The following is a 16,971-nucleotide window of genomic DNA, read 5'->3' as shown; positions in this document are numbered from 1 at the left end:
ACTAGTTTCCCTTCTCCGTCTTCTCAATAGACCTCCTAAAATCTGCCACCTGATAAGACTGAGGATAGCTAGACATCTCTTTTTCATAAGTTAAATCTGAAAACAGCTTATTTAGAGTCGAAACATAGCGGGACAATTTTTTTAAAATCCAGTTAAATGCAGGCAGCAAGACCACTCTCTGGCCATGAGTCCGTTTTATTTCTTTGACTAGCTGAGAGGTATTGACATAGTCCTGATTTTGAGGATAGAAAACACCACTGTCTTGATTCTGAACAATCAGCCTGATAAACTCACAAAGATTGTCAATATAAATCATACTACGTTCATTCTGGACCAAAGGAAAAACTGGTAGCTTCTGAGCCAACTCTGACAATCGCTTATAATTTCCCTTAGCTTGATGACCATAAACCATGGGCGGCCGTAAAACTGCCAATTTGAAATCTTCGCTCTCCAATTCCGCCAGAAGTTGCTCAGCAGCTAGTTTGCTTTTGCCATAAAAAGAATCAGGACGCTCTTGTGTATCCTTTGTGATAACCCGATCTCCCAAAACTTCGCCATAGACGCTCATGCTGCTCATAAAGATAAACTGTTTGACACCTTCGCGTTTAGCCTTTTGAGCCAATTCATACGGTAGCTGAGTATTGACTTGATTATATACTGATTCCATCTCTTTTGATGGGTTAGAGATATGGACAATCGCTGCCAAATGCAAAATTACATCAAAAGACGAAAAATCTTTCTCCTTCCAGGTTTCTCCGCGGACATCCAGCTCATCAACCTGGACATCCTCCCGTGAGGAAACATACCTCTTAAAGCTCCGGCCGATATAGCTACCCTCTCCCGTAATTAATATTCTTTTCATCAGCCTTTAATCTTTCTTTTCCATATTTCCCGTGCCGCCTTCGACAACGCCTTCGCTCTTGGCCACACTCTTAATGGTGCCAAAGAAACAGCGGACATCCAATCCAAAAGACAAATGCTGGACATAGTAGCCATCCAATTCAGCTTTCTTGGCAATCGGCAACTCATCTCGCCCGTGAATCTGAGCCCATCCCGTCAGACCTGGCAAAACATCATTTGCTCCATAGCGGTCTCGCTCTTCAATCAAATCATACTGATTCCAAAGAGCCGGTCTTGGACCTATGATACTCATGTCACCCACAAAAATATTCCAAATCTGAGGCAACTCATCCAGAGATGTCTTCCTAAGAAATTTCCCCACCTTTGTAATCCATTGCTCAGGATTTTCCAGTAAATGAGTTGGGGTATCCTTAGGTGTGTCAATTCGCATCGTTCTGAATTTCAAAATATAGAAGTGTTTCTTATGCAGACCGACCCGCTTCTGTTTGAACAAAACTGGTCCTTTTGAATCCAATTTAATAGCGAGTACTAGAAGCAGAAAAAACGGTGATAAGACAATCATTCCTATGAATGACAAGACTATATCTAATGTTCGTTTAAAAAATTTATACATGATTATCCTAAAAACTTATTGCTGTGCAAACTTTACCAGGCTATCCTTGAGGTCATTTGCACCAAGAGTCAGAAGAGAGTCCACATAGGAATCCACCTCTATCTTAGGCAGCGACTGAACATTCCCTACAAAAATCTTTTCATAGACTTGATCATTAACCTTTTCCTTGGCAGACAAGAGCTCTTCATAAAGCTTTTCACCCGGTCGAATGCCTGCTTCCTGAATCTGAATCTCCTCTTCAGTATGGCCACTGAGCGTGATCATCTTTTTAGCCAAGTCCAAAATTTTCACAGGCTCGCCCATATCCAAGACAAAAACCTCTCCCCCTTGCATCAAGGCTCCAGCCTGAATCACCAAGCGGCTGGCTTCTGGTATCGTCATGAAATAGCGCGTCATTCGAAAGTCCGTCACGGTGATAGGACCTCCCTTAGCAATCTGCTCCTTGAACAAAGGAACAACACTACCTCGGCTGCCCAAAACATTCCCAAAGCGAACAGCTGAGAAAAGAGTCTTTCCTTCTTCATTTAAACTGGTCACGACCATTTCTGCCACACGCTTAGTTGCCCCCATAACATTAGGCGGGTTGACCGCCTTATCTGTAGAAATCATGACAAATTTCGCGACACCAGCTGCCTTTGCTGCTTCTGCTACATTTCGCGTGCCATAGATATTGTTTTTGACCGCTTCTGTCGGATTGTACTCCATCAAGGGAACATGCTTGTGAGCAGCTGCATGATACACTCGATCAGGACGATAGGTTTCCATAATATGGAAAATTCTCTCTCTATCTTGAATATCTGCAATGATTGGAATCAACTCAATATCATCTTTATAACGGCTTGACAGCTCCTTGTGAATCAAATAAATTGAATTTTCTCCATGACCTAGAAGCAGGAGCCTTGCTGGGCAGAATTGAGCAATCTGACGGCAAAGTTCCGAGCCGATAGAGCCACCGGCCCCCGTAACAAGCACTGTCTTGCATTTAAGATTGGACTTCAAACTTTGCTGATCCAGCTTAACTTCTTTACGTCCCAACAGATCTGCAATATCAATTTCCTGAAGTTTGCTGACAGATAGTTTCCCCGTAATTACCTGTTCATACTTAGGCATGGCATTGACCTTGACCTCCGTCTGTTGGCAGTACTCTACGATTCGTTCGTAATCATCCGGAGCCAACGAAGGAATGGCAATGACAATTTGTTCAACTTCATAATTCCCTACAATTTCAGGTATCTGCTCAGTTGTTCCTACAACTTTTACTCCATGAAGATAGGTATTTTGCTTATTCTTATCGTCATCTACAATCGCGACTATCTTCAAATCTTTTGATTTTTGCTGGGCTGTCTTGATAAAGAGACTAGCACCATCCCCTGAACCAACAACAAGGGTCTTCGTCCCATCTACTTTCTTACCCAGTAAGGCTGAAGGGTGCTGCACGAATTCATGAATCTCCCGCCAGGTCAGCCTTGAAGCAATAACCAACAAAAAAGATAGCAGCATAGAAAGGACAATATATCTACTGTTTGTAGATTCGTAAAAAATTTTCTCTGCAATGTATACAATTGAGTAAGCTCCCAAAATTGAGCCCCCCACTCGAAACATTGTTTTGTAATCTGTATACCTTGTAATGGTAGAAAAGACATTCGACAGTGTTGCAAATGTCAAATACAATACAATAATCCCCATTAAAATAGAGACAAAAGATAAATCCGTTATCCCGACATATTTTGCTAAGAAGAATTTTGAAATCCCCTGACTTATACTGAGCAAAATAATATCAACAATAATTAAGATGACTCTTTTTCTCGCTCTTGTCATGTTCCTAATCTCCCAATTATCCTAAAACTCTTTAATCCCTATTTCCCATAATTGCCATAGCTGCCGTATCCCCCATAAGTTCCGTAGGCGCCATAGCGTTCCAAATCAATGTTATATTTATTGAGGACAACACCCAAAAAAGGAGTTCCCGTTTGTTCCAGCTGCTCTTTAGCTTTCATCACTGCTTTTCGTTTGATATGACCTGCTTGTGTCACCAAGAAGCTTGCATCGCATTTCTGAGCGATGATAGCCGCATCAATGACCAGACCAATCGGTGAAGTATCCACAATGATATAGTCATAACGGACACGTAAGTCAGTCAAAAGCGCATCAAACTGCTTGCTTTGCAAAAGCCCCGTCGGATTAGGTGATACTGGACCAGATAAGATCACATCAAGGTTGTCCAGATCTGTATCGTTGATAACTTCATGCAGGGCAGCCTGTCCTGACAGATAGTCCGTCAGTCCTGATACTTTTCTCTGACTGCTAAACACACCGGACATGACTGAGTTACGGATATCCGCATCGATCATCAAGGTCTTGTGACCAGCTCTGGCAAAGGCGGCTGCGAGGTTCACTGAGGTTGTAGACTTTCCTTCATTTGCCGTCACCGAGCTTATTTCGACCATTTTGATATTGGCACCACTCAGCTGTACATTAGTACTTAGAGCATTGTAGTATTCCTCGGTTAGTTTGACAAGGTTCCTTTTTTTCCTAACTAATTCTAAGGTTGCCATTTTCTCTCCCTTACATTCTGTTCATATCTGGGATAACGCCCAACAGCGTCAAGCCCATGACTTCTTCAATGTCCTCTGGCTTCTTCACCCGATCATCCAGGATTTCGACAGCGATGATAAAGATTGACATCAGGACGCTGCCCCCTAAAAATCCTAAGATAACATTACGCCGAATATTTGGTGAAGAAGGCTCTGCTGGGACTGTTGCTTCTTCCAAAGTTGTCACATCAGAAACTTTTGTCACCTCGATGATTTTCTCAGCGGCGATATTACGAAAGGCATTGGCAATGCGAGCCGCTTCCTCTGGATTGTCATCCTTAACTGTAATCGAAACGATACGAGTATCCGCCGGAACGGAAACGGTGATGTGACGCGTCAGCTCTCTTGGCGACGTTTGCAGTTTCAGCTCACTAATTGCCTGTGATAGAACCGCCTGTGACAGAATGATTTCCTTAAAGTCTTTAACGAGGTATGAACCCGCCTGCAGGTCCTGATTAGTCAAAGCTGCCTGCGTTTCGTTCTGACGGCTAACCACATAGATGCGTGTGGTGCTCTGATACATTTTCTTAGCAATAAAGACGCTATAGCCAAAAGCCAGCAAAGAAAAGAGCACAGCTCCCAATACGATGGTGAACTTTTTCAGCCATAAGGCTCTCAGCAAGGACAGAATATCGATTTCTACGATTTGCTTTTCTTGTTTTTCCATTTTTCCCCTAAATCAATTCATTTTTCAATAATAATGCTTGGTTACCGCCAAAGAGGGCCTCTGCCCGGCGGGAACCGTATTTCTTAGCGACGATGTCAAAGGCCTCCTTCATAAAGGGCGGTCTCTGGCTTAGATTGTGCATGTCGCTGGCAACAAAGTGGACCAAGTCCTTCTCCAAAAAGAACTGAGTCCGTTTTTTCATAAATTTATGCGAGTCTCCAAGCAGCTTGGGCTTCAGAACACTGGAGCTGTTAATCTGAGTATAGCAGCCCATATTAATGAGTTCCTGCACCTTCTTTTCATCATTTTCCAGGCAGTGATAGCGCTCAATATGAGCAAGGACCGGTGTTAGACCTAAGCGCAGAATCTGAGCCAAACCTTTATGGATGTCTTTATAAGGCGTTGCCATGCTAAACTCAATCAGCACATAGCGTGTGCCAGCTAGACTGGGGAAAATCCCTTTTTCCAACTTATCCGCCACATCGCTGGTGTAGTAAATCTCTGCCCCATAGAGAACCGTCAAGTCAGGCGCTACAAGCTCTGCTAGTTCTTTTACCATTTTAAAGTTAGAGCTAATGGTATGTTCAGGCGTTTCAAACATGCCCTTTCTGCGATGAGAAGTAGAGATAATAGTCCGAACTCCCTGTCGATAGCTTTCTTCCAGCAGTTTTTTGGAATCCTCAAAATTCTTAGGGCCATCGTCCACATCAAAGATAATATGAGAATGGATATCAATCATGGTGTTTTCCCTTCCATTACCAGCTGAATCGCTGCCTTAGCATTATCAAGGCTTTCTGGCTGGATTTCCATCATGTAGAGATTGGAATCTGGCATAGCGTAGGATGGTAGATCCATACGACCGTTTCCGCTGATAGCTTGTGACTGAACCTGATAGCTTCCACCTGACTCCAGCTGGGTATTGACCAGATTCATAAGAACAGGCAGCTCCATATTGGTCTGGATAGAGTCCTGCAAGCCGGAAATAATCTCGTTGTAGTTCTTCAAAGCACTGGTTGAAGTCAGCTTTTTAATGACTGCTTCGATAACCTTTTCTTGATTTTTCCCGCGGTCATTGTCGCCTCCCTGAAGAGAGTAGCGCTCGCGAACAAAGCCTAATGCCTGATCTGAGTTCATATGAACTTTCCCTACTGGGAAATGATGATTACCATGTCGGCTGGTAAATTCTTGGTCATTTTCAACATCAATCCCTCCCAACAGGTCTACTAGCTTGAGGAAAGAAGAGAAATTCAGACGAACATAGTAATCAATGCGAATGCCGTAAAGATTTTCCAGCGTGTGGACAGAAGCATCCACGCCATAAATCCCAGCATGGGTCAGCTTGTCCATCTGCCCGCCTCCTCCATCTGCAATCGCCACATAAGAATCACGAGGAGTTGTCGTCAAGAGGACTTTCTTGGTCTTGCGATTAACCGTCATGATGATATTGACATCTGAGCGTGAGACAGATGAAATCGAGCCATAGGTGTCAATACCGCTGACATAGATATTGAAGACATCTGCATTGGCATCATCCCTGCGCTTGCCTGTCTCTACTTGACGGGTGATTTTATAAGTATAGATTTTCTTTATCTTTGAAGCATAGTCAGCATCATGAGAAGCCAGCATGTCTCCAAACGAGCTATTGAGGGCAATGGCCTCAGTCTCTTGATTGATGAGGGCCTTGTAGGCTGCGATATAAGACGAGCTGTTTTCCACTGTGAGTTCTGTCTTTTTAGTCTTCTTGATGTGGTCCAGGAGAGCTGTCACATTGTCCTTATCCCCATTTTCAGTCGGAGCTGTCAGCTTCTTCAGCTGAGTTACATCTGATTTATCGCTGTCTGCCCGGACATAAACGGCCATTTCAATTTCAGAGTAATTTGAAGTCGAGTTCACACCTCTAGATAAGTCCATCAGCTCCTTGACCCCGTACATAGCTCCTGAGGATACCAGCAAGGTCACAAGCAAAAGAAAGGTTGTCAGGACCTTGAACTTATTTTTCCATACAAAGAAGGCTGCCAGTAAAATAACAGCCGCCAAAAGAGCAGACAAAATAAGGTTCAGGTGATGAAACGCCAGAACATTATTTTTAAATATAGAAAAAACAAGCAAACCTGAAACCAAGCTTACCAATGTCAGTAAAGCTGCATTAAAGAGCCTAAGCTTCTTCCCCTTTTTAGAAGCAGGCACATTTCTCCTATGTTGATTCATAATTCTCCCTTTTTCTCCCCTGAGATATAAATACATTTTATTATATCATAAATGCATTATGATACACTAAAATATTTAAAAATATTTTAGTTTTTTCCAAAATTTGTTGACAAAAAAGGACAGTCTGTATTAATTTTCGGTAAATTCTTTTTTCTTCTCGAAAAACCAATATTTTATACTATTTTTGACAACAGAAAAAAAGAGGTAAAACCTCTTTTATATCAGTATTTTACTTAGTTTTTAAAGCATCTTATCCCTGTCAACTTGCTCATAGGCTTGGAGGCCATCATTTAGCTTGTCCCAGATGACTACCTGACCTGACTGAAGGGACTTCTGCACATCAATGATTCGCTGATTGGAGGAACCGCGGAACTGCAGCATGAGATTCTTCTTGCTAAGGTCAAAACGGCCGTCCACTAGAATGTCAATCAAACTCAGCAGCTCCAGCTTATCCTCCGTTTCCAGCATCATCTCCTCCCAGGTGTAGCCAGTCCAGGACCAGATATCCTTGTCCGGAAGCTCTCTCCGAATCCGCTTGACCAAGGGCAGGAGAATACCTGTATTGAGAAAAGGCTCGCCGCCTAGGAGGGTCAGTCCCTGCACATAAGGTTCCGCCAAGTCTTTCATAATCTGCTCCTCCAGCTCTTGGGTATAGGGAATACCAGCGTTGAAGGACCAGGTTGCTGCATTATAGCAGCCCTCACAGTGGAACATACAGCCACTGACATAGAGGGAGTTACGGACACCTTCGCCATCCACAAAGTTAAAGGCCTTATAGTCAATGATTCGCCCCTTGCTCAGCTCCTCACTTTTCCATTCTTGAGGTTTGGGATTGTTCATCTTCATCCTCCAAATCAATCCAGTAGCGCTGACTTCTGTCGATTGTATTTTCGTAAACACCGCCAGCAGAGAGAATGGTGCGTCGGCTGGCTTCGTTGTCTTCATCGCAGGTAATCAGCACTCGTTCCAGTCCTTGCTTTCGAGCCTCTGCTAGTCCTAGCTCTAGTTGCAACTTAGCCAAGCCCTTTCTGCGTTGACTGGGCCGGATAGAATAGCCAATATGACCACCCTCTACAAATAACTTGTCATTTAAGGACAGGCGTAAAGCTAAAAAACCCAAAGGAAGACCGGTCTCATCAAAGGATAAAAATTGGATGGCAGGAACCCAACCTGCTGGCAAGTTTGCCACATCTTCCTTCTGTTCTATAATTTTCAACCAATCCTCATAATCCTTTGCTCGCTTCCAAGTGGAGCCCATGCCACCATGCATATAAGATTTTGCCGCATCGAACTCAGCAATCATCTCCAAAATCGCGTCTTTATCTTCCAAAGTTGGTCGTCGTAATTCCATAAACTCTCCTCAATCTATATCAATCCAGTAACGCTCCTTACCAGCTCGAATATCCTCTAAAGCTCCGCCATTAGCCAGAATCACTGCACGGCTGGCAGCATTGTCACTATCGCAAGTCACTAGGACTCGTTTTATATTTTTACTTTTGGCTACTTGCAAGCCTTGTCGCAGCTGCTCTTTGGCCAATCCTTTCCCACGCGCAGACGGACGGATACTATAGCCGATATGCCCGCCTTCTTGGAGCAAATGGTCATTGAGCCGCAAGCGCAGATTGAGAAAGCCCACAGCCTGACCATCCTCAGCAAAAGAAACCAGTTGAACGTAAGGCACAAAACCTTGCGGCAAGCCTAGACCTGCCTCAGCTAGCTGAATCGTCTCCAGCCAATCCTCGTAGACAAAATCCACTCCACCAAAGAAGCCATCCTGTCGGCTACCAGCTACTTCAAAGTCAGCCAGCATCTCTAAAATCTTTTCCTTGTCTTCTAGTTTCGGTCGTCTAAGCTCCATAGTGCCTCCTGATACGAAGAGAGTGAGACCGCCTTGCGCCCCACTCTGACTTCTATTGTTTCTTGTTCTTTTCTAAAAATTGCTGACGCAGTTTGGCCAATCGCTCTTTTTTGCTGCTGCCGCCCTGCGAATGCTTTTCGTGGAAACGCTGTACCTGAGCCTTTCCTTTGTCGTCCAATTGATACTTTCCCATCTTAATTTCCTTCGTACTTAATAGTCGAGCCATTCATGTGCTTGACCCGGGCTGATATTTCCTTGTGACGGCCGTTGACCATTGGACGGGCTTGCGGATTTCCTAAGTAACCGCAGGTCCGTTTGACCACATCGACCGTCTTGGGATCGCTGTTGCCGCAGTTTGGACAGGTGAAGCCCCGCTCGGTCGGCGTGAAATCTCCCTCAAAGTTACACTTATAACAACGGTCAATCGGTGTATTGGTTCCCAGATAGCCGACTCGGTCATAGGCATAGTCCCAGACAGCCTCCAGTGCTTTTGGATTTTGCTGCAGCACAGGGTACTCACAATAATGGATAAAGCCACCAGAAGCTCCCACTTCAGGATAAATCTTCTCAAAGTCCAGTTTCTCAAAAGGCGTTGGATTCTTGCGCACATCGTAGTGGAAAGAGTTAGTATAGTATTCCTTGTCAGTAATATCCGGAACGACCCCAAACTTCTCTGTATCCAAGCGACAGAAACGGTCGGTCAGGCTTTCAGATGGCGTCGAGTAGACAGAAAAATGATAGTCATACTGCTCGGACCACTCTTCCACCCGGCGCTTCATATCTTTGACAATAGCAATCGTAAAGTCCTTGGCTTCTGGATTGGTCTCCCAATTACCACCGTAAAAGACTGCTGCCACTTCATACAGACCGATATAGCCTAGAGACACCGTTGCACGACGGTGAGTAAAGAGCTGGTCAACCTGATCATACTTGCCCAGACGTTGGCCAAAAGCCCCATACTGATAAAGAATCGGTGCATTGGCTGGACTAGCTTCTTTGGTCCGCTCCACTCGGTAGACCAAAGCATCTTCAGCGATATTCATCCGCTCGTTAAAGAGTTCCCAGAATTTATCCAAATCCCCCTCGGATTCAAGCGCAATCCGCGGTAGATTGACAGTAACGACACCAAGATTCATACGGCCGGAATTGACTTCCTGACCATTTTCATCCTTCCAACCTTGTAAGAAAGAACGGCAGCCCATCGGCACCTTGAACGATCCAGTCAAGTCGATAATCTTGTCATAGGAGAGGACATCTGGATACATGCGTTTAGTGGCACACTCCAGAGCCAGTTCTTTGATGTCATAGTTCGGCGTTCCCGGCTCGAGATTGAGCCCACGCTTAAGGGTGAAAATCAGCTTAGGGAAAATTGCTGTGCGGTGCTCGCTTCCCAGTCCCTTGATACGGATATTGAGAATAGCCTTCTGAATTTCCCGCTCAAAACGATTGGTCCCCAGACCAAAGCCCAGCGAAGTAAAAGGAGTCTGACCGTTAGAAGTAAAGAGAGTATTAATCTCATACTCCAGCGACTGCATGGCATCGTAGATATCCTTCTTGGTCTTCGCCCAGGCGTACTCTTCCCGCTTATCCGGCAAAACCCACTGCTCTGCATCCTTGAGATGCTTTTGATAATTAAGCTCAGCATAGGGCGCCAAGACTTCATCAATCCGGTCGGCCGAACAACCGCCATACTGGCTGGAAGCTACATTGGCAATGATTTGCGAGATCTGCGCTGTCGCAGTCTGAATAGACTTGGGACTCTCTACTTCTGCATTGCCAATCTTGAAGCCATTTTTCAGCATGCCGTCAAAGTCAATCAGACAGCAGTTCGTCATCGGTGTATAAGGGCTGTAGTCCAAATCATGGTAGTGAATATCACCCTTTTGGTGGGCATTGGCCACATGAGGCGGCAGCATCTTAAGGCCGATGGATTTGCCAACAATCCCAGCTGTCAAATCCCGCTGGGTATTGAAAACATCGCTGTCCTTATTGGCATTCTCATTGACCACCGTGCGATCTTTGTTGAGGAGCTTGTCAATGGTAAAGTTGATATCAGTCGCTTTTGAACGCTCAAAATCCCGTTGGGTGCGGTAAGTGATGTAGTTCTCTGCAATGGCATATTCCTTGGCATTCAAAAGCTCATGCTCAACGATGTTCTGAATCTCATAGATTTTGACATACTTAGCGAAGCGACTGCTGATTTCTGCCACAATGCGGTCTGTGATAGCTTCCAGCTTGGCTTCCAGCATCGGATTCAACGGACCGACTTCCTGAGCTGCCCGCACCATAGCCTTATAAATCTTTGACACATCAAAAGCCACTCTGCGGCCATCCCGCTTCTCCACATAAATCGCCGGAGCAGTTTCAAACTTCTCTTCCCTTAAAATCATCACGAACACATCCTTTTCTCTGCCCTTAGGACAAATCAAGTCTCTTTAAACCTATCGCTTGCTAAGAAATTTCCAAGAAATCTCCGACAGCAGTTCATCCAAAGAACAGTATTTTATAAATAAGTCGATACAAGACTCATTATAGCACGTTAAAATTAAAAATCAATATGTTGTGGCAAAAAAGTTATTTTTTCTTTTTATACACAACATATTGATTTTTTACTACTTAAGTTGATAAAGCTTGAAATGGTCGAGTTTGAGGTCAGATTCCTTATAATTTTTGGAAATTAGCTGTTTCACATCCGACAGCAGTTTGACATCATTGTTAACCAAAATATACTTGGGCTGACTGTTTTCCAGTCCATTCTGAAGACCCAAACGATTTTCAGCCGTTCCCACATACAAAGTTGGAGACAAGAGAGAAACAGCAGATAGACGGCCGCTCTTTTGATACAGACTAGCCGAGTTATCCCATGCATAGATGGTATCCCCATCCTTGGTCTTTTCCTTAATATACTGAGCCGCTTCACTTCTTTCAGCAGATACACCGCTGGAAAGGATATACTCATTCACCAAAGGATAGCCAATCAGATAGAAAATGGCTACGAGCGGCAGAAAGAACTGGCCTGAGAGATAGGAAGTCCACATCGTAGGACGACGGCGATCCCGGCGATGACGCCCTGGTGCCTGCTGCTTGCCTTTATTGAACCACAAAGCAAAAAGAATCATGGCAAAAGGTAGGGCAGGAAGCAGTTGATAACTGCCCTGATCTGGCAGGATAAAAGCCGCAAAGACAGTAATGAAGAGCCCTAGCAGACCGATAAAGCGCAAGACGCGCAGGCTGGTTGCTTGCCCCTTTTCTCTTGAAAAGAGATTGACACCCAAAGCAGAAATGAAACCTAGACCAACCGTCAGCAAGCCATAATAAACCAAATTAGAAATACTATGACTGCCAATCAAGCTGATGGAATCCCAAGCATAGGTCACCTGACTGATAGCCTGGCCAAAGGTTTGATTGGCAACAGTAAAGTAGCCGATAGGATAAAAAATCACTGAGAAGCCAAAGAGGCCTGCCAAGAGCTGATAAAAACCTTGAGCTGCTCGCTTGGTCGCGATATTGTAGACCAAAAGCACCAGAGCAGTCAAAGAATAGAAGACTAGGCTGGAAACCGGATCAATCATAAAAGCAAGAGCTCCAAATGCTCCATAGACAATGAACTTTTCGTCCTTGATTGAATCCTGCAGATAGCGCACCAAGAAAGATAGATCCCAAAAAATAAAGGGCAGAACAAAAATATTAGAGTAAAGACCGCCAAATCCAAGGGCAAAGACTAGCAGGTAAAAGAGCAGCAGGAGGCTGCGCGATAAATCCTGTTTAGGCTGTAAGAGCACCAAGGTCTTGTGCAGGAAAAGTCCAGCCAGCCACAGAGCCAGCGTCTGAAAGACCATCCACAAAAGCTGGCCAAAAGCCAGACTGCTGGTCCAAGCCATCAGATAGTAAAGCAGGCCACTAGTTCCATATATTTGCGAATAAGGCACCTGCCCCTGAGTCATGGCCCAACCGGCATAGAGATTCTGACTTTGTAAATTCGTTGCTAGATTGGTCAAAAAAGGATTGACCACACTCAGCAAGCCGATAGCCAAACTGCACCAGAGCGTCAAAAAATAGGGCGTTGGCTCTGGCTTGGTAATTTTTTGCTCAGACCTTTCAGCCCTAGTTAGCTGCTCCTCTGAAACCTCTAAAACTTTTTCTTCCGTTGTATCATGCATATAAAATATTCTCCTTGATATCAGTCCCATCTAGTATATCAAATTCCTGTCCTCCTGTCAGCTTTCTCTTGACCCTTCTTCTGAGCATTATAGCTTCTAGCCAGCTCCTCCAATTCCCGAAAACAGCGATATTCTCTCGTTTCATAAGCAAACGGCTGACTGGAAATTTTCTCCATTGTCATCTTAAAAAATTCCTTTATTTTTTACATTCGTAAAAATAAAGCAAAAATGTCAAGAACATCTCTCAACACGATTAGAAAAAGCACAAGCAAAAAATCTGAGACTTCCCCCTCAGATTTTCTGTATATTGCTGCAGAATTTGCCCACCTCTGGCACTAGAGCATGGGTGCAAAGAGCTGCATGATTTCTTTGATAAAGCGACGATACCAGCTGCTATCGAGATTTTCAGGAAGAATCTCCTCAGAAGCCTCAAAAATTGCTTCAAAATCTTCCTTGATAGCTGGGATACTCTCCGTATGGTACATCAGGACTGCATTTTCATAATGGTGCACCAGACTGCGGTAGTCAAAGTTAATCGTCCCTACCACAGCAAATTCATCATCAGCCACCACATTCTTACTGTGGATAAAACCTGGCGTGTACTCAAAGATCTTAACCCCCGCTTCCATCAGATCCGGGTAGGCTCCGCGGGTAACAATCTGAATCAGCTTCTTGTCCGGAATGAAAGGAGTCACGATGCGGACATCCACTCCCCGCATAGCAGCATTCTTAATATCCTCCGTCAGGTCATAGTCAATAATCAGATAAGGCGTAGTAATGTAGACATAGTCCGTAGCCTGACTGATAATATTTTGATAGACTGTTTTGCCAACCTGGCCCTTATAAATGGGCTTAGGCCCGCTGCCATAGGGAATGTAAAGCCCTTTGCCTTCAACAGCTTTATTTTCCAGATGGTACTTATCAAAGTCTGTGATTTCCCCGCGATTGATGTACCAGTTCATGAGAAAGAGCCGCGTCAAAGCCTTAACTGCCCGACCTTCCAAGCGGACTCCACCATCTTTCCAGTGTCCAAAACGAACGATATGATTGATGTACTCGTCAGCCAGATTGATGCCGCCAGTATAGCCAACCTGACCGTCAATGACCAAAATCTTGCGGTGGTCACGGTTGTTATAGGATACCGTCATTCGCGGAATCACCTTGTTAAACTTATAAGCCTCGATGCCCATCTTGCGGAGCTTACGGGTATAATCGCCCGGCAAAGTAGCCATGCAGCCGATATCATCGTAGAGCAGTTTGACTTCAACGCCCTGCGAAGCTTTTTCGACCAAGATTTCCAGAACGCTGTCCCACATCAGCCCTTCATCGATGATATAAAATTCCAGAAAAATGAATTTCTCAGCAGCCCGCAGATCTGCCAGCATGGCCTCAAACATCTCCTCTCCGATCGGAAAATAGCGAGAAGCTGTACCGTCATAGACATCCGCATTATTGTCCATACTCAGCAGTGATTTGATAATACCGTAGGCTGACTTGTTTTCCTTTTTCAGCTGAACACGGAGTTCATAGCTATTGTCCTCTCGAAATTTCATGGAATCCATATTTTCCAGCTGAATCATTTCCTTTTTAGACAGCCGTCGCTCACCAAACATCAGATAGAGCAGGAAGCCAAATACGGGCACCACAGCAATCAAAAGCCAGGTCACCTTGCTCTCAGGCGGCATATTGCGGTTGACAATCGCTAAAATAGTTCCGATATACAAGAAAACAATCATCGCCACCGACAGCCAGTTGGGTGCAATCTCATTAAAATAGAAGAACGCAACAAAGACAAAGGCTAGCTCCAGCAGCATAATAATAATACTGAAACCGTATTTTGACATTAATAAGCGGAATTTCCTGAAAGTCATACACTCTCCTATCTCATTGCATATATTCTAGTATATCAGTAAAACTGCCTTAAAACAACGTTTATATCAATGCAAATCGTATTTCTGACCGATGAAAATCCAAGTACAGCTTCTGAATACTACTATCCTCAAAATTTCACTACAAGATTACAACTGATAAAAGGAAAAGCCCTATTCAAGACAGGGCTCTTTCATCATTGTTTCGTAAAGACCAGTGTGTCATCATCATAAGGCTCTTGGGAAAGATCCTCAATTGTCAGCTGATTGCCCTCAATGCGATAGCGCTTGACATCATCTCCGATGATCATGGTCTGGTTGGTAGCATCAATCTGAACCTGTTCAATCTCCTGCTCACCATCCGCCTCAACCTTGGTCAGCTGGCCAGTGGTGCCTGAAATCTGCAAGGTCAGCTGATCGCCTTCATGACTTGTCTGGTAGCTGCCATCCAGCTCGCCATTGACTGCTTGCTCAGAAGAGGATGCTGAAGCAGATGAACTGTTATTGGCCGCACTAGACGTGCTAGCTACTGACGAAGACTCTGCTGGCTTACTGGAAGCGGCTGACTGAGACTGAGAGGAAGGCGCCGTCTGGTTCTGATTAGAACCGCAAGCTGCCAAGGCCAAAACAGCCGCAGCAGTTAGACCCGAAAAGATTAACTTTTTAGAAATTGCCATAGTATTCTCCTTTTTCTTCTGTCTTTATTGTACCAAAGCGGGACTCTGGCGGTCAATTTATAAACTTGTCAAATAAGCTCTGACTTCCGCAATAAAATAGAGAGAGCCCGTAATGAAAAGTAGTTGATTATCGTTTCGCCTCTCCTGAAAATTCTGAATAAGCTGCTGATAATCCTCTATGTATAAGAAGCCTTCCGCTTCAGCTTGACCAAGGGAATCTCCATCAGAAAAGGAAGTAACTGTCATCTGAACATTTGGCAGAGCCTCTCGCAGATAAGACAGCATAGCGCTATAGTCCTTACGCTTGAGAGCACCAAAAAGAAGCAAGCACTCTTTATCATTCTGGCTTTGGATAAACTCTACTAACCTTTCTAGTGCAGGAAGATTATGGGCCCCATCAAGATAAATACCTGGACTGACTTCTTCCAAGCGCCCTGCCCACCGAGTCTCCTGCAAGGCCGTCCGAATCTTAGCAGAATCTACTTCCCAGCCCTGCTGCTGCATAAAGAGCAGGAAAGCTTGCAGAGCCAGCGCCGCATTTTCCTCCTGATAACCTCCCTTGAGGCCCAGCTCAAGATTGGATAGGGTCATGGTCGAATTGGAAAAAGTCTGATTTGCCAGAGAAAAATCGCGACCATACTGATAGAGTTCTATTCCCAGCTCCTGAGCTCGCTGCGCACAAACCAATCGTGCCTCCTCTGGCAGCGGTCCGATGACAGCTGGCCGCCCCGGCTTGAAAATCCCTGCCTTTTGCTCTGCTATCGCCGTCAAGCTCTTTCCCAGAGTCTCCTGATGATCCAAGCCCACAGAGCTGATGACTGCAATATCTCCCGTAATGACATTAGTCGTGTCCAAGAATCCGCCAATCCCTACCTCAATCAAGGCCAGATCTACTTCCTGCTCCTTAAAATAGAGAAAGGCTATCAAGGTCAGAATTTCAAAATAGGACAACTGGTCATGGCTTTTGAGCAGTTCTTGCTCCATCTTTTGCACCTGCTGACCCAGACGGATAAAATCAGCTGGAGCAATCGGTTGACCGTTGATACAAATCCGATCATAAATACTAATCATGTGTGGTGAGGTGAAACTTCCTGCCTTGCGACCATGCCCCGCAAACAGCCGACGCATAAAAGCAATAGTAGAACCTTTGCCATTTGTACCGGTTACATGAATCGTTGGATAGCTCCGCTCAGGATTCCCCAAAAGAGTCACTGCCTGCCGCATCCGCCCTAGACCCGAACGAAAGTTTAGACCAATTCGGCTGTTCAGCCATTCTTCAATTTCACTCATTTTCTTACCCAAAAAAGAGCAGCGAAGCAGAACTCAAATCTGAATTGCAACTCGCTCCTCTTTCTAATCTTTACGATATGAGATGGAAAATAGCCCAGCCTTGGCTACTTCCATCATCTGTCAAATTTAGCTAGCTTTTCGCCTGCGCTTGTCCATTTCTGGAAGCGAGGCTAAG

The 16,971-nt window shown here is 44.7% G+C and carries 17 protein-coding genes; all 17 read right to left on the bottom strand.

The genetic code is table 11. The features are described 5' to 3' along the window. Position 1 precedes the first annotated feature (1 nt). Positions 2 to 862, bottom strand: a complete 861-nt coding sequence (locus J1C81_RS00800) for an NAD-dependent epimerase/dehydratase family protein (RefSeq protein WP_002916689.1) — start codon at positions 860 to 862, stop codon at positions 2 to 4. 6 nt (positions 863 to 868) lie between these two features. Continuing rightward, positions 869 to 1,474, bottom strand: a complete 606-nt coding sequence (locus tag J1C81_RS00795; protein WP_002899251.1) for a sugar transferase — start codon at positions 1,472 to 1,474, stop codon at positions 869 to 871. 15 nt (positions 1,475 to 1,489) lie between these two features. Continuing rightward, positions 1,490 to 3,292, bottom strand: coding sequence for a polysaccharide biosynthesis protein (locus J1C81_RS00790; RefSeq protein ID WP_002916690.1), 1,803 nt, complete (start codon positions 3,290 to 3,292; stop codon positions 1,490 to 1,492). A gap of 38 nt (positions 3,293 to 3,330) precedes the next feature. Beyond that, positions 3,331 to 4,029: a polysaccharide biosynthesis tyrosine autokinase gene (locus J1C81_RS00785; RefSeq protein WP_002911466.1), complete on the bottom strand. Its 699-nt coding sequence runs from the start codon at positions 4,027 to 4,029 to the stop codon at positions 3,331 to 3,333. Positions 4,030 to 4,039: 10 nt separating this feature from the next. Further along, the gene (locus J1C81_RS00780) at positions 4,040 to 4,735 is read right to left on the bottom strand and encodes a Wzz/FepE/Etk N-terminal domain-containing protein (RefSeq protein WP_002894051.1); all 696 of its coding nucleotides are present in this window, start codon (positions 4,733 to 4,735) and stop codon (positions 4,040 to 4,042) included. A gap of 7 nt (positions 4,736 to 4,742) precedes the next feature. Beyond that, entirely contained in the window at positions 4,743 to 5,474 is a 732-nt protein-coding gene (gene cps4B / locus J1C81_RS00775) for a capsular polysaccharide biosynthesis protein Cps4B (RefSeq protein ID WP_002916691.1), read from the bottom strand. Next, entirely contained in the window at positions 5,471 to 6,979 is a 1,509-nt protein-coding gene (locus tag J1C81_RS00770; protein WP_002916693.1) for an LCP family protein, read from the bottom strand. Before J1C81_RS00770 ends, cps4B begins: the two co-directional genes overlap by 4 nt. Positions 6,980 to 7,183: 204 nt before the next feature. Then, on the bottom strand, positions 7,184 to 7,783 hold the full coding sequence (nrdG, locus tag J1C81_RS00765; RefSeq protein WP_002916697.1) for an anaerobic ribonucleoside-triphosphate reductase activating protein: 600 nt from the start codon (positions 7,781 to 7,783) through the stop codon (positions 7,184 to 7,186). After that, positions 7,749 to 8,294 carry a GNAT family N-acetyltransferase gene (locus tag J1C81_RS00760; protein ID WP_002916698.1) on the bottom strand — a complete coding sequence of 182 codons (546 nt, stop codon included), beginning with the start codon at positions 8,292 to 8,294 and terminating at the stop codon, positions 7,749 to 7,751. The genes nrdG and J1C81_RS00760 overlap by 35 nt, the downstream gene beginning before the upstream one ends. Before the next feature lie 9 nt (positions 8,295 to 8,303). After that, entirely contained in the window at positions 8,304 to 8,801 is a 498-nt protein-coding gene (locus tag J1C81_RS00755; RefSeq protein WP_002916699.1) for a GNAT family N-acetyltransferase, read from the bottom strand. Positions 8,802 to 8,853: 52 nt separating this feature from the next. Further along, positions 8,854 to 8,994, bottom strand: a complete 141-nt coding sequence (locus J1C81_RS00750; protein ID WP_002902050.1) for a hypothetical protein — start codon at positions 8,992 to 8,994, stop codon at positions 8,854 to 8,856. Between the two features lies 1 nt (position 8,995). Further along, positions 8,996 to 11,191: an anaerobic ribonucleoside-triphosphate reductase gene (nrdD, locus tag J1C81_RS00745; protein ID WP_002916700.1), complete on the bottom strand. Its 2,196-nt coding sequence runs from the start codon at positions 11,189 to 11,191 to the stop codon at positions 8,996 to 8,998. 222 nt (positions 11,192 to 11,413) lie between these two features. Further along, positions 11,414 to 12,961 (bottom strand): hypothetical protein, encoded by a 1,548-nt coding sequence (locus tag J1C81_RS00740; protein WP_002916701.1) that lies wholly within the window; start codon positions 12,959 to 12,961, stop codon positions 11,414 to 11,416. A gap of 38 nt (positions 12,962 to 12,999) precedes the next feature. Beyond that, complete coding sequence (locus J1C81_RS00735; RefSeq protein WP_002916703.1) at positions 13,000 to 13,143, bottom strand: hypothetical protein; 144 nt, start codon at positions 13,141 to 13,143, stop codon at positions 13,000 to 13,002. 153 nt (positions 13,144 to 13,296) lie between these two features. Continuing rightward, a complete protein-coding gene (gene cls, locus J1C81_RS00730) occupies positions 13,297 to 14,832 on the bottom strand; it encodes a cardiolipin synthase (protein WP_032909950.1) in 1,536 nt (511 codons plus the stop codon). 194 nt (positions 14,833 to 15,026) lie between these two features. Further along, positions 15,027 to 15,506, bottom strand: a complete 480-nt coding sequence (locus tag J1C81_RS00725) for an SP_0198 family lipoprotein (RefSeq protein WP_002916705.1) — start codon at positions 15,504 to 15,506, stop codon at positions 15,027 to 15,029. A 57-nt stretch (positions 15,507 to 15,563) separates the two neighbouring features. Continuing rightward, the gene (locus J1C81_RS00720) at positions 15,564 to 16,796 is read right to left on the bottom strand and encodes a bifunctional folylpolyglutamate synthase/dihydrofolate synthase (protein ID WP_032909954.1); all 1,233 of its coding nucleotides are present in this window, start codon (positions 16,794 to 16,796) and stop codon (positions 15,564 to 15,566) included. Positions 16,797 to 16,971: the final 175 nt, after the last annotated feature.

Origin of the sequence: Streptococcus sanguinis (assembly GCF_050225395.1) — a bacterium.
Taxonomy (GTDB): domain Bacteria; phylum Bacillota; class Bacilli; order Lactobacillales; family Streptococcaceae; genus Streptococcus.
Note: the sequence above shows the minus strand (reverse complement) of the source record. Positions and strands in the feature narration are given on the sequence as shown.